General features: G+C 35.9%; 10 protein-coding genes and 1 tRNA gene. 5 read left to right on the top strand and 6 right to left on the bottom strand.

From position 1 onward, the window contains the following. The first annotated feature begins 104 nt into the window (after positions 1–104). Positions 105–1,181, top strand: coding sequence for a peptide chain release factor 1 (gene prfA, locus Q0975_RS20250; RefSeq protein ID WP_299440387.1), 1,077 nt, complete (start codon positions 105–107; stop codon positions 1,179–1,181). An 84-nt stretch (positions 1,182–1,265) separates the two neighbouring features. Here the strand turns inward: prfA and lgt are convergent, their stop codons facing one another. From lgt to folE, 4 genes are all read right to left on the bottom strand, one after another. Then, on the bottom strand, positions 1,266–2,216 hold the full coding sequence (gene lgt, locus Q0975_RS20245; RefSeq protein WP_299440039.1) for a prolipoprotein diacylglyceryl transferase: 951 nt from the start codon (positions 2,214–2,216) through the stop codon (positions 1,266–1,268). Positions 2,217–2,297: 81 nt separating this feature from the next. After that, a complete protein-coding gene (gene yidD / locus Q0975_RS20240) occupies positions 2,298–2,573 on the bottom strand; it encodes a membrane protein insertion efficiency factor YidD (protein WP_299440037.1) in 276 nt (91 codons plus the stop codon). 9 nt (positions 2,574–2,582) lie between these two features. After that, positions 2,583–4,079: a cysteine--tRNA ligase gene (cysS, locus tag Q0975_RS20235; protein WP_299440035.1), complete on the bottom strand. Its 1,497-nt coding sequence runs from the start codon at positions 4,077–4,079 to the stop codon at positions 2,583–2,585. Between the two features lie 40 nt (positions 4,080–4,119). Next, complete coding sequence (gene folE / locus Q0975_RS20230) at positions 4,120–4,797, bottom strand: GTP cyclohydrolase I FolE (RefSeq protein ID WP_299440033.1); 678 nt, start codon at positions 4,795–4,797, stop codon at positions 4,120–4,122. A gap of 383 nt (positions 4,798–5,180) precedes the next feature. Here folE and Q0975_RS20225 point away from each other — a divergent pair, with 383 nt between their 5' ends. Together Q0975_RS20225 and Q0975_RS20220 are read left to right on the top strand one after the other, a co-directional pair. After that, positions 5,181–6,731, top strand: coding sequence for a T9SS type B sorting domain-containing protein (locus Q0975_RS20225; protein ID WP_299440032.1), 1,551 nt, complete (start codon positions 5,181–5,183; stop codon positions 6,729–6,731). 247 nt (positions 6,732–6,978) lie between these two features. Then, on the top strand, positions 6,979–10,704 hold the full coding sequence (locus Q0975_RS20220; RefSeq protein ID WP_299440030.1) for a T9SS type B sorting domain-containing protein: 3,726 nt from the start codon (positions 6,979–6,981) through the stop codon (positions 10,702–10,704). A 62-nt stretch (positions 10,705–10,766) separates the two neighbouring features. On the opposite strand, the gene Q0975_RS20215 is transcribed toward Q0975_RS20220, so the two are convergent. Both Q0975_RS20215 and Q0975_RS20210 read right to left on the bottom strand, forming a co-directional pair. After that, positions 10,767–12,275, bottom strand: coding sequence for a transporter (locus Q0975_RS20215; RefSeq protein ID WP_299440028.1), 1,509 nt, complete (start codon positions 12,273–12,275; stop codon positions 10,767–10,769). A 33-nt stretch (positions 12,276–12,308) separates the two neighbouring features. Next, positions 12,309–13,361 (bottom strand): hypothetical protein, encoded by a 1,053-nt coding sequence (locus Q0975_RS20210; RefSeq protein WP_299440026.1) that lies wholly within the window; start codon positions 13,359–13,361, stop codon positions 12,309–12,311. 99 nt (positions 13,362–13,460) lie between these two features. Between Q0975_RS20210 and proS the strand changes: the two genes are divergently transcribed. Together proS and Q0975_RS20200 are read left to right on the top strand one after the other, a co-directional pair. Beyond that, positions 13,461–14,939, top strand: a complete 1,479-nt coding sequence (gene proS / locus Q0975_RS20205) for a proline--tRNA ligase (RefSeq protein WP_299440024.1) — start codon at positions 13,461–13,463, stop codon at positions 14,937–14,939. An 80-nt stretch (positions 14,940–15,019) separates the two neighbouring features. Continuing rightward, a tRNA-Glu gene (locus tag Q0975_RS20200) sits at positions 15,020–15,091 on the top strand. Positions 15,092–15,094 lie beyond the last annotated feature (3 nt).

Below are 15,094 nucleotides of genomic sequence, written 5' to 3'. Positions count from 1 at the left end.
GAATTTTTAAGATACATCATCCTGTCAGAGAATATTAAAAGGCGTATGACCTTTGGACAAAAAAACGTACTTTTGTGAATTCTACGCACAGGACAGATAGAACTATGATTGATAAATTAAATATTGTAAAGCAGCGATTTGATGAGGTGACTGATCTGATTATTCAACCAGACATTATTGCTGATCGGAAAAGGTATGTACAACTCAATAAAGAATATAAGGATCTTAAAGCACTTATGGATGTAAGAGATCATTATATTGAGCTGACTGATAATAAGAAAGAAGCGGAAGAGATTATTGCTGACGGTAGTGATGCAGAAATGGTGGAGATGGCTAAAATGCAGTTAGAAGAGGCCAAGGAAGAATTACCAACTTTAGAGGAGAAAATACGGTATATGTTAGTGCCGAAGGATCCGGAAGATATTAAGAACTGCGTAGTAGAGATTCGTGCTGGAGCTGGTGGAGATGAAGCCAGTATTTTTGCAGGAGATTTATTTAGAATGTACACCAAATATTGCGAAGGAAAAGGATGGAGCGTTAGTGTAGTGGATCTTAGTGAAGGTACAAGTGGTGGTTATAAAGAAATCATATTAGAAGTAAATGGTGAAGACGCTTACGGAACCATGAAATTCGAAGCAGGAGTGCATCGTGTGCAACGTGTACCCCAAACAGAAACTCAAGGACGTGTTCATACCAGTGCGGCTACCGTAATGGTATTGCCGGAAGCAGAAGAGTTTGATGTAGAACTTGATATGACAGAAGTACGAATTGAGCGAACTACTTCTACAGGTCCTGGAGGACAATCTGTAAATACAACGTATTCTGCTATTAAATTACATCACGAACCAACAGGAATGATTGTGAGTTGTCAGGATCAGAAATCTTCTCATAAAAACTTAGAAAAAGCTTTAAAAGTATTGCGTTCTAGATTATATGAGATAGAGTTGGCTAAGAAACAAGCAGCCGATTCTGAGAAACGAAAAAGTATGGTGTCTTCTGGAGATAGATCTGCAAAAATTAGAACTTATAACTATCCTCAAGGTCGTGTAACTGATCACCGTATCGGATTAACCTTATATGATCTAGGTAATATTATTAATGGTGATATTCAAAAAATTATAGACGAACTTCAGTTGGTAGAAAACACAGAGAAGTTAAAAGAGTCTAATGAAGTCTTTTAGTCGTAGTTATAATATTAGATAAACTAAAAAAGAGGATACATTCTAGCATGTATCCTCTTTTTTCTTGAACTCTTCTGGAGTTTATTATTTTAATGTAAATGATTTAGGATCTTCCTGAACTTTTTTGGCTCTAATTACAAAATAAAGTCCAATGAGTATAAATGGTATACTTAACCATTGACCTGTGGATAATGATTCACCTAAGGAATCTTCAAAGCCTCCTTGACTCTTTTTAACGTTTTCTACAATAAAACGAACAATAAATATCAGCATCATATACATTCCGAAAAGGAATCCTCTATTATTTCTTTTGTCAGTTTTCCAGTAAAATAGCCAAAGTATCAGCGATACAAATATATAGCCAAAAGCTTCATATAATTGAGCAGGATGGCGATATGGTATGGCTTCTAGTAAATTAGAAAATTGAGGATTGTTTACGACTGCAGAATATGCCTCATTAACGTTCTTGATTCCCGTTTCCCTTATCACTTCAGCTTTGCTTAAACCATCTCGTATAAACTTTACTCCAAAAGCCGAATCACCAGAAGTTTCTCCTATAATTTCTGAATTAAAAAAGTTTCCTAGTCTTACAAAAATTCCTCCTACAGCAGCAGGAATGGTAACTCTGTCCATAACCCATAATGGGTGCTTTTTTAGAACATTTTTAGAATAATAATACATCGCAATAATAAATGCAATTGCCGCACCATGACTTGCTAATCCTCTAAAACCAATAAATTCAAACGCTGGGTTGAATTTAAAAGGAAGTATGATTTCTAGTAAATTATTTCTATAGTAATCCCAATCATAAAAAATGACATGCCCTAATCTGGCACCTAATAGAGTTCCAATAACTGCATAAATAAATACAGAGTCTAGTTTCTCCATGGAAATATTTTCTCGGATATATATTTTTTTCATTAAATACCAACCTAAAGAGAATGCAACTACAAACATTAGACTGTAAAAACGAATGACAAAAAAGCCAAGATCGAATCCTTCTATGGGATTCCAAACTATTTTAGAGAATATCATGTGGAAATCTATTTTTCAAGGGTAAATATAGGTATTTAATTAAATTTGAAATTCGAAATAGAATAATAATGAGTTAATGCCTTATTTGGATGAGTTAACGTTCTTTTCTTTTTTAATCTCTGGAACAGGATCGTATCCGCTACCTCCCCAAGGATGACAACTAAAAATACGTTTTACAGCAAGTACTCCTCCTTTTAGCAATCCGTGTTTTTGTAATGCCTCTAAGGTATAGTGAGAACAGGTAGGTTGATAACGACAGGTAGCAGGAGTTAAAGGTGAAATCAAGTTTTGGTATAATTTTACCAATCCTACAAACGGTGCAATCAAAATCTTTTTTAAAGTTAATTTTGAAGCCAAAATATAATATTAGTTAAGAGTAAAACTAGTTCCTTCACGTCCGTCTTTAAGTTGGATGCCCATAGCTAATAACTCATCTCTGATTTTATCACTAGTTGCAAAATCCTTATTTGCTCTTGCTTCTGCTCGTAGATGAATTAAAAGCTCAACAGTACCAGAAAGTTTATCGCTAATGTCCGAAGAAGCTTCATTTACATTTACTAATCCTAAAACATCAAAAACAAGCTCGTTCATAGTTTTTTGAATTAACATATGATCCGCTTCAGAAATAGTAGCTTTGTCTTCTTTAGCAGAATTAATGAATTTTACAGCTTCAAATAATTTTGCAATTAAAATTGGACTGTTGAAATCATCATTCATCGCTTCATAACATTCGTTAATCCAGTTCTGAATATCAAATCCTTGTGTAGTCTTGCTGGTTTTTAAATTTCCTAAAGTCTCAATGGACTCCATTAATCGATAAAAGCCTTTTTCTGAAGCTTCTAAAGCATCGTTAGAGAAGTCAAGAATACTTCTGTAATGAGCTTGCAGCATAAAGAATCTAGCAACTGTAGGAGCGAAGGCTTTATTTAATTTATCACTTTCTCCATTAAAAATTTCAGCAGGAGAAAGTATGTTTCCAGTGGATTTAGACATTTTTTTACCATCTAGAGTAAGCATATTCGCGTGCATCCAGTAATTTACTGGGGATACACCGCAAGCTGCTTCTCCTTGGGCTATTTCACATTCATGATGTGGAAACTTAAGATCCATTCCTCCACCGTGAATATCGAATTTTTCACCGAGATATTTTGTACTCATTACAGTACATTCCAAATGCCAACCAGGAAATCCATCACTCCAAGGAGATGGCCAGCGCATAATATGTTCTGGCTCTGCTTTTTTCCATAGCGCAAAATCTTGTGGATTCTTTTTGTCACTTTGGGCAGTTAGTTCTCTCGTGTTGGCGATCATGTCCTCGAGATTACGACCACTTAACTTTCCATAGTCATTGGTCTCGTTAAATTTCACTACATCAAAATATACAGACCCATTAGCTTCATAAGCAAAACCATTATCGATAATGGTTTTGATAATTTCAATTTGCTCTACAATGTGACCAGTTGCTGTAGGTTCTATGCTAGGAGGCACGTTATTGAATTTAGCTAGTATATTATGGAAATCTAATGTGTAACGCTGTACAATCTCCATAGGTTCTAGCTGCTCTAATCGTGCTTTTTTAGAAACCTTATCCTCTCCTTCATCAGCATCATTTTCTAAATGACCAGCATCGGTTATATTACGCACATAGCGCACTTTATATCCTAAATGTTTAAGATATCTATAAATTAAATCAAAAGAAATAAACGTACGGCAATTTCCTAAATGAACATTACTATAGACGGTCGGGCCACAGACATACATTCCTATATTACCTTCAGTAATAGGAGTGAATATTTCTTTTTGACTGGAAATAGAATTGTAAATCTTTAGTTCCTGAGTTTTGTACAACGGAGCTGCTGCCATAATTTTGATAAATGCTTATGATTGTTGATTAAAGATAAAATTAAAAAGTAGTATCTAATTTGATATAGTCTAAAAATTCTCTTCGTACAGCTTCTTCTTTAAACTTGCCTCCAAATTCACTAGTTACTGTACTGCTTTCGATATCTCTTATTCCTCTAGAATTTACACATAAATGTTTTGCATCTATTACACAAGCAACATCTTTAGTGTTTAAAACTACTTGAAGATCCTGAACGATCTGCATCGTTAAGCGCTCCTGTACCTGAGGACGTTTTGAATAATAGTCAACGATACGGTTCATTTTAGATAATCCCACAACAGTTCCATTAGAAATATATGCCACGTGAGCTCGACCAACTATTGGTAAGAGGTGGTGCTCACAAGTGGAGTATACTGTAATGTTTTTTTCGACTAACATTTCACCGTATTTGTAGTGATTGTCAAAAGTAGAGGCGTCTGGTTTTCTTTGTGGATGTAATCCTGAGAAAATTTCATTGACAAACATTTTCGCAACTCTCTGCGGAGTTCCCTTAAGACTATCATCACTAAGATCTAATCCTAAAGTTTCCATAATATGTTTAACGTCTTCTTTGATCAAAGCAATCTTTTCTAGATCACTTAATTTAAATGCGTCTTCTCTCAGAGGAGTGGTAGCGCTAGTAGCTACATGATTATCACCTAGCGCTTCAATAGCTTCAAGGGCCTTGTCTATCTTCACAAGTTTTAAATTTTGTTATTATAAAATGTAAAAGAATCATAAAAAAAACATATTTCAATATTGCTTTTTATAAGCAATGTTTGTGATATTTTTTTTCTATTTAGAATTGAAATGATACTTTACAAAAATATATGATTTCAATACAATCTTTTTTTAATTCCCCAGAATGTGCAGGTCGAAATATGTCAATAAATTCATATGATATCCTGAATTCGTGTAAAATCAACCATAAACGGGCTGCAAAGATACGATTTTGTCGTTTTACTTAGTGAAAGCTATGTTAACAATTATAAATAATGTGATTGTAATCTTAGTTGTATATTTTAAAATTAGTAAATTTAATTCCTACACAAGAAAATGAACGAACCTACGTTATATTAAACATGACAAAATTACTACCTCAAATCTTAATATTATTCGTACTATTTTGTTTTAATAGTGCATTGACAACTGCTCAGGACTTTGATACAGCTTGTCAAAACTCCCAACCTTTTTGTTCTGATGCATCCTTAGAACTAACTTTTCCGAATACTACTGGTGATTTGGATGGTTTAGGAGAAGTAGGTTGTTTAAATACTACGCCTAACCCATCTTGGTATTTTCTTCTTATTGATGAGTCAGGTGAATTAGTTTTTGATATTCGACAATGGGTTGATGCAGATGGAGATAATCGCTTAGATCGCAATGAACGACAGCTAGATGTTGATTTTATTGCTTGGGGGCCTTTTCCGACTTCTTATATTATTAATTGTGACGATGAGTTGGCAAGAGGTTGTGATAATGATGGGGATGGAGATAATCTTCGTCCGGCAGAATGTGCAAATAATGTGGATGATCCTGATTATTATACTACTAATCTTCCCTTAGGTCAGGATAATACTAATATTGTAGATTGTAGTTATGCTAGAACATCCGATGATAATTTTATAGAAACTTTTACGATACCTAATGCTCAATCGGGAGAGTTTTATATTGTTTTGATTACTAATTTTGCTGATGAAGCTGGGGTTATACAGCTAGAACAAACGAATCTTGGAGAAGATGGTGCCGGAACTACAGACTGTAGTGTTTTGGAACCAGGTATTCCGCAGGATAGGATAGCAACTTGTGGAGAATTTCCATTAACTATCGAAGGTAGATTTCCAGGAAGTACTGGTCCGCCATTAGTTTTGCCAGCAGTGAGGTTCCAATGGTCCAGAGCCGATTTAGGAGATACTAATTTCGTTGATATTCCTGCGCCTGAAGGAACACGTCCTTTTTATGATCAGGTAAATTCTAATGGTATTTATAGGTTGAGAGGTTATGATGTTAATGATGTCGAAGTTCCTGGTTCTCCAGATCAAGTTTCTGTTTTGGATGTTTCTCAAATCACTTTCCAAGTGGGTTATACAATTACAGAAGAATCATTTGCAGGAAGTTATACGCTTACTGCAGAAGTGTCAACCGATCCAATTGTTGAAGCGGAAGGGTTTACTGATTTTGAATATCGACTAGATCGAGATGTGAATATGGACGGTACTTTTGTAACGTATAGACCTTATCAATCGTCACCAATATTTGAAGAAGTTCCTCCTGGTGATTATAGAATAGTGGCTAGATATGCTAATTGCCCAGATAATGAAAGGACATCGGTAGATATAATGATTCTTGGATATCCTAAATATTTCACGCCCAATGGCGATGGTTTTCATGAGACATGGAATTTAATTAATCCTGAAGATCAGCCTACTCCAGCATCTGTTTATATATTTGATAGGCACGGAAAATTATTGAAACAACTTAACCCAACTGGAGCAGGATGGGATGGCACATACAATGGAAACTTAATGCCATCTTCCCAATACTGGTTTAGAGTGGAGTTTAATGAACAGACCGATCGAGACCCTAATAGAGGTAGGAGAGTTTTTGCAGGTAGTTTTTCGTTGATTCGATAATTTTAAAATATAATTCGTTTTTTTTCGGTTTTTGTAATTTAGTAATAAGATATGCTTTGAGGTTTCACTAAGAAAAGGTTCTCGTTTCTTTTCAAATCTGGTATCCCAACTTAAAAATAAAAAAAACACCATTATTACAATATTTCTAATACTTTTCTTAGGGTTTCTTCTTGTAAGACTGTTTTATATAGGAATACTTAGAATAGTAGGAGATAGTAATGTTTTATCATTGATTTAAAAATTAGTAATGATTAAGAGTACACCTGTATTTATATTGTTTTTATGTTTTTTTATTTATACTAATGTTAGTATTGCTCAAGGTTCTGTTTGCGCAGATGCTGTGGGAGATAATGGAGCTGATCCTTTTTGTAGTAATACGGGTATAGTTTTTCCTAATTGCAATAGTTCTAATGGTAGTTGCGTGGGGACTGCGGAGATTGGTCCAAACTATGGTTGTTTGACTACTCAGCCTTTTCCTGCTTGGTATTATTTACAGATAGATGATACCGGAGCTTTAACTTTTAGTATATCACAAACAGCTAATGAAGATGGAACAGGAGCCCAATTAGATGTGGATTTTATTTGTTATGGTCCTTTTTCTGATCCAATATCACCTTGTACTGCACAATTAACAGCAGGGAATACGGTGGATTGTAGTTATTTGCCAGATGCTGTCGAAACAATGGATATTCCTGCTGCTACTGCAGGAGAGTTTTATTTAGTTTTGATTACCAATTTTTCTGAATCACCTGGTTTTATAAGCTTTCAGCAAACAAGTGGTACTGGTTCAACTGACTGTTCAATATTAGAAGCAGCACTTGGGCCTAATCAAGATATATGTGGCTCTGATCCAGTAGTCTTGGATGGAGAGTCCGATGGAGCAGTGAGATACGAGTGGTCCGTGTATAATGAAACCACTATGGTGTTCGAGATTATTCCTGGTGAGGTCGGCACAACGTATACCGTTACCACTTCTGGTCGTTATCAATTGTTGATTGAAGATATAGATGGGAATACAGAAGTTGATGAGATAGTGATCACTTTTTATACTCCTCCAATTATTGCGAGCCCTCCAATGGATTTAATGTCATGTGATGACGATGACAATGGATTTGATACTTTTGATCTTACTCAGAATTCACCTATTATTCTTGGGGCTCAAGACCCAACAGAATATACTGTTACCTATCATGTAACACGGGTAGATGCCGAGAATTATACAGGTGCGGCTGGAGATAATATTATTGCGGATCCCGATACATTTGTAAATACTACAGCGGATCAAATAATATGGGCTAGAATTGGTGGGACCAATCAAATATGCTTTGAGGTTGTATCTTTTGTACTTAGAGTTTATAGGAACCCGGTAGCTAATACGCCTTCTGATATAGAATTGTGTGATAATGATCTTGATGGTGATGATACTAATGGATTGGTAGTGTTTGATCTTTCTGCAGTACCAGCTGAAGTGTTAGGAACACAGAATGCTGCTGATTTTACTGTTTCATTATATGAGTCTCAAGCCGAAGCTGATGCGGGCGTTTCAGGAACAGAATTGCCTAATAGTTATACGAATACTACTAATCCACAGACCATATATGTACGAATAGAAAATGTTTTAGAACAAAGTTGTTATGAAACTATAAATTTTCAATTAGTTGTTAATCCGTTACCCGTTGTATCGGCAGTAGTGTCTTTGTTACAATGTGATGATGATACTGATGGTATTTCTTTGTTTAATTTGTCTGAAGCAAATACGCTAATTTCTACTAATTCTACAAACGAAACTTTTACATATTATCTTACAGAAGCTGCTGCTATAAGTGAAGATGCGGCTAATCAAATTATAAACTTTACCGCATATCTTAACCCGACACCTATTAACAGTACGGTGTTTTCGAGGATAGAAACTAGTGAAGGTTGCTTTAGAACTTCACAGATTGATTTAGAGGTTTCTGCTACTCAGATTCCGGCAACTTTTAATCTTACCTATAGAGAGTGTGATAACATTGATGTGGATAATGATGACACTAATGGAATTGCAACGTTTGACTTTAGTAACGCTACCAACCAGGTTATAGCATTGTATCCACCAGGTCAAAATTTGGTTATTACTTATTATGAAAATTTAGCAGATGCTTTAGCTGAGGAGAATGCAATTGCTGACCCTTCGAATCATAGAAATGATGCGTCTCCTTTTACTCAGAATTTATATGTCAGAGTAGATGACGGTACAGATAACGAATGCTTAGGTCTAGGACAGCATATACAATTGGAAGTAGCTCCTTTGCCTTTGAATAACTCAGTTACAGATTTCCCATTATGTAGTGATGATCCGAATCAAGCGACTTTTGATTTAACTGATAAAGACGTAGAAGTTATTGGTGCACAAACCGAAGCCTTATTAATAAGCTATCATAGGACAGAAGCAGAAGCGGTTAATAATACAGGAGCTATTGTAGGAGCTTTTGCAAATGAGTCCAACCCACAAACTATATGGGTACGTGTTCAGTTTGATGAAAATAACAATGGTGCTGCTGATCCAGATGAATGTTTTCGATCTACAATTTCGTTTGACTTACAAGTGCTTCATAATCCTGAGTTAGTAGATCCTGATCCTATTGTGTTGTGTAGTGATCAGATAAGTACAGTGTATGACTTAACAGTAAGAGAAGGTCAGATCGTAGGAGGTGCTACAAATATTACATTAACTTATTACGAATCTCAAAACGATGTGGATACAGATAACCCTATTGGGGATCCTACAGCGTATACCAGTACAATATTGACAAGAGATGTAATAGTAGTAGGTAGGGATAATGATAACAGTTGTGTGTCAAGTGTGATATTGCAATTACAGACAATAGTGTATGATGATTTTAACCTAACTCCGGACGCATTAGAAACTTGTGAGTTAGATGAAGCGGGTATCGGAGTTTTCGATCTTACAATAGCGACACAGGATATTCTTAATTTAAATGATGCTAATGTGTCAAATGATCTAAATGCTTCTGATTATGAGATCTTGTATTATGAATCTATGCAAGATGCTGAGTTGGGTAATGCTAATGTAATCACATCTTCTTCTTCATACCAGAACGTACAGGCGTTTAGTCAGACAATATATATACGTTTTGATCCCTTGGTAAATGGTAATGATTGTTTTAGAGTAGTTCCGGTTCAATTGATTGTTAATGAGCTACCGGATTTCTTGTTGGAAGAAGAGTATGTTATTTGTCTTGAAAATGATGGAACTGTTATTAACCTGATGCCAACAGATGTGATTGATACAGGTTTAGATAATACTGTTTATAATTTTCAGTGGTATACGGGTACCGCTACAACGGCAGGAAATGAAATTCTTGGGGAGGTGGAATCTACTTACGAACCTAATATGTCAGGTCAATACTCAGTGTTAGTAACAAATATTCGGACTACGTGTGTATCATCAGCGACAACTGTGGTTATAGAGTCGTATCCTCCGCAGCTAGAAAATTTTACTGTAGAATTACTTTCTGGAGCTTTTTCTGATAATGCAACTATTCAAGTTATAGTTTCACCTGAAGCAATAGGAGAATATGAATATAGACTAGATAGAGGTGATTGGCAAACTTCTCCGGTATTTACAAGGGTGTATCGAGGAGAGCATTTTATTTATGTACGAGATGTAAATATGTGTGCTGAAATAGAGCTTCCAGTAGAATTTGTGGTTGATTACCCAAGGTATTTTACACCTAATGGAGATGGTTTTCACGATACTTGGGGAATTGCTGGTAATGATAACGTGCAGATTAATGGGGTTGTGATTTTTAATCGATTCGGAAAACTATTAAAAGACCTTGGTTCTCTAGGAGAGTGGGATGGAACCTATAATGGAAATCTACTTCCATCTAATGACTATTGGTTTAAGGTTCAGTATACTGAAAGTGGAGTTATGAAAGAATTTAGAGCTAGTTTTTCATTAATAAGATAGACGTTATAAAAAAAAGGAGCTGAAAATACTCAGCTCCTTGAATTTTTCAATGCGACTTATTGTTATAAATTTAAACTTAGAGTAAAAGTAAGATTATCTCTATAGCTATCTATAGAAGCAAAATTTGTAAAGGCAGAGTTGGGATAAAACTCTTGATTACGTTCTTGTTCAGAGTAATCGTACGCGACATCAAATTTTACTTTTCCAAAATTATAACCTATACCTAATGATAATCCTTCTCTTTCACTGAGAATAAGTTCGTTTTTATAAGGACTCTCTTCGTAACTATAACCACCTCTGAAGCTCCAGTTTCCATTTCTTAATTCTCCACCGATTCTAAGCGTAGAAGCTCCTTGTAATGTATTTTCTATATCTCTGTTTAAATCTGAAAAATCGTCAAACCCATCAGAATCAAATTCAGTAGATGAATAATCTTTATAAGAATAATCTAAGCTTATTAATCCTCGCTTTCCAAATAATACAGCGATACTACCTGTAGCTTTTGCTGGTGTGCGTAATTGATACTCAGGAAAAATGTTGATTACATTAGGGTCTAGAATTATTCTACCGTTACTTCCATCTGTTACTAGTCTTTGCGTTGTTTCTTCTTCAATATAATACCAGGTAGGTGATTCTAATGACGCACCTAATCTAAGCATATTAGATACTTTTAGAATACCACCTATTTGGGCTGAGAAACCTGCTCCAATAGTAGAAAGACGATTGGTAAATATTATTTCATTAACCGTACTTCCTGTATTGTTGTTGAACTCTTCAAACCTTGTAATCTTATCGTAGTTAATAAAATGAGAATTGAGATTTACTCCAATAAAAAACTTATCGTTAATCTGAGCACCTCCATTTACTGTGAATTTACCGTTTAGACCTGTGCTTTCGTAATAATAGTCTTGGTCAAAAAAACCAGGAGCGACATTTGAAAAATAGCCAGTGTTGTTAGGGTCTGCAAGGTCATTTGCTTCAATAATAAAAGATTCATGCCCTAGAAATGCCTGCTGCGCTCCATATCCTTCTCTTTCACCTAAAAAGCTATAAACTCCATCAATACTTTCTCCTGATCGCACTGTTATTAGGTCCAAAGGCACGCCTTGCGCTTCTGCTAGAAAGAAATTATCTATCGAGTTGTTGCTTCTTCCGAATGCTACAAACTCCTCGGCAAAATCCGTTGTCTGATCGTAGGCAATACTTAGTGATAATCTATTAAGGATGGAAGATTCACTTCTGTTATTGTATACAAAAACTGCTCCAATCTGATTAAAATTAAAATTTGAGGATGAGGTTTCGCTCAAACCATTAAAATAATTTACATCATTCTGTATGTTCGCTGTAGAAAGTGTAATGGAACCAGAGGAGCCTAGAAAAACTGCAGAACCTGCAGGGTTTATTTGTAATGCAGATAAATCCCCTCCTAAAGCTCCAAAGGCGCCGCTCATTCCTCTGAAACGTGCTGTGCCTAAAATATCCTGTTGAGAATATCTTAATGCATCAGTTATGTCCTGAGCGTTCAAAAAAGACATGGATAGTACACCTATGAATAAAAATATCTTTTTCATATATAAATTATATTCTTTTTGATTAATGTGAATTTAGCCTCTTCCTCCGCGACCTCTAGATCCACGGCTTCCACTAGATCGTGAGCCACTGCTACGACTAGAAGATCTACTACTTCTTACAGATCCGGAGCTTCTACTGCTATTACTTCTAGAACCTGAATAACTTCTGGATCTAGAGCTACTTCTTGATCTTATGCTGTTTCTGTTAGGTGAACTGGATCTCGATCGAGAATATGAGCGACCGTTTTGAGTTCTTGTGCCGTTTGAGTACGTAGAAGTTCTTGTTCTTCTATTATTATCTGCAGATACCCTTCTTCTATTGTTATAAGTGCTACGGTTGTTATAGGAGCGACTTCGAGATCTATTGTTGTAAGATCTAGATCTAGAGTTATATGCACTACGACTTCTGTAATTGCTCGCGTAGGCATTTCTAAAACCTCTATTTCTGTATCCTCTGTTATATGCAACTCGGTTTCTTCCATAGTATCCAAATCCATTATTGTAGTAAGGAGGACACCAGAAGCCACCGCCATACCAGTATGGGTTTCCAAATCCTACGCCCCATCCGAATCCACCATATCCGAATCCACCATATCCAAACCCAGGACCCCAACCGGCATTCCATCCCCAGTTGTTCCATCCTAATCCAAATCCGGGTCCCCAACCAGCGTTCCATCCCCAGTTGTTCCATCCAGTATTGTAAATATTTACAGACACTTCATCATAATCACTGCCCCAAGATGGTTGACCTGATTCGTAATTAAGTGCAACATTAGTAGAGTCCGCAGGATCGTAATTTTCACTAGAATAAGAATCTACATCTGTGAAAATGGCGTCTTGTTCTATGGCATTATCTATTTGAGCGGATTTTTCAGAAAAATAATTCGCGTAATAATTAGACGTTGTTCCTGTTTCTGCTGTGGCAGTGCGTGTTGGTACCTGATTTCTTTGGCTTCTTGCTTCTCCATAAATACCGTCATCATAAGATGCGTACTCGTACGAACCGCAAGATGTCAACATAAGTAGAGAGGCTGTGAGAAAAATCCCAACAGCTCCTTTTTTTTGAAAATAATTTTTAAGTCGCATATCTCCTTATTTTATTGTTGAACAATACAAATTTAGTTAGTTTTGCGCTAACTATTTTTTATTTAACAAAGTCACAACATTTGTGCCAAATAGCAGGTTATGAGCAAAAATCTAACGAAACGTAGTGAAGATTATTCGAAATGGTATAACGAATTGGTTGTAAAGGCTGATTTAGCTGAGAATTCAGCTGTAAGAGGGTGTATGGTGATCAAGCCTTATGGGTATGCTATTTGGGAGAAAATGCAAGCAGAATTAGATCGAAAATTTAAAGAAACTGGACATCAAAACGCATATTTTCCGCTATTTGTTCCAAAAAGCTTGTTTGAAGCAGAGGAAAAAAATGCAGAAGGATTCGCAAAAGAATGTGCTGTTGTTACTCATTATAGATTAAAAACAGATCCAGAAGATGCTTCAAAATTAATTGTAGACCCAAAAGCAAAGTTAGAAGAAGAGCTGATTGTGCGTCCTACTTCTGAAGCTATTATCTGGAATACATATAGAGGTTGGGTTCAGTCATACAGAGATTTACCTATTTTAATAAATCAATGGGCTAATGTAGTGAGGTGGGAGATGAGAACTCGTTTGTTTCTTAGAACAGCAGAGTTTTTATGGCAAGAAGGTCATACCGCTCATGCAACTAAGCAAGAAGCGATTGCAGAGACTGAGCAAATGAATAATATATATGCTAATTTTGTAGAAGAGTTCATGGCAATTCCTGTAATTAAGGGAAGAAAAACAGAAAGTGAGCGCTTTGCAGGGGCAGAAGATACATATTGTATAGAGGCTTTGATGCAGGATGGTAAAGCGTTACAGGCTGGAACTTCTCATTTCTTAGGACAAAATTTCGCAAAAGCATTTGATGTGAAATTTACTTCTAAAGAAGGGAAGCAAGATTATGTGTGGGCAACTTCTTGGGGTGTATCTACTAGGTTAATGGGTGCACTGATTATGACACATAGTGATGATCATGGGTTGGTTTTGCCTCCTAATTTAGCGCCTATACAAGTGGTTATTGTTCCTATTTATAAAGGAGAAGAACAATTGAATCAAATTTCTGAAGTTGCTAATGAATTAGTAAGTGATTTAGGATCTAAAGGAATTTCTGTGAAATTTGATAATCGAGATACATATAGACCAGGAGCTAAATTTGCGCAATATGAGTTACAAGGAGTTCCTTTACGAATAGCAATTGGTCCAAAAGATCTAGAAAAGGGAACTGTGGAGCTTGCTCGTCGTGATACGCTGTCCAAACAGTTTGTGGCTAAAGATGAAGTCGCTGATACTATTGAGTCTTTACTTAAAGAAATTCAAGAGAGTTTACATAAGAAAGCTACTGATTATAGAGATGATCATATTACAGAAGTATCTTCTTTTGAAGAGTTTAAGGAGGTTTTGGAGAATAAAGGAGGATTTGTATCCGCACATTGGGATGGTACCATAGAGACTGAACAGAAGATTAAAGAGTTGACAAAAGCGACGATACGCTGCATTCCTTTTGACGCTAAGGAAGAAAATGGTAAGTGTGTGTATAGTGGTAACTCCTCCAAAGTGAGAGTGTTATTTGCTAAAGCTTATTAAGTTTTAGAAAAAAATAAAATAACACTTGTGCGATTAAAAAATAGTTGTATTTTTGCATCCGCAATTAGACAAACAACTATGGCCCGTTCGTCTATCGGCTAGGACGCCAGGTTTTCATCCTGGTAAGAGGGGTTCGATTCCCCTACGGGCTACGA

Source organism: uncultured Aquimarina sp., assembly GCF_947500065.1.
GTDB lineage: Bacteria > Bacteroidota > Bacteroidia > Flavobacteriales > Flavobacteriaceae > Aquimarina.
This window is presented reverse-complemented; position numbering and strand designations above follow the sequence as displayed.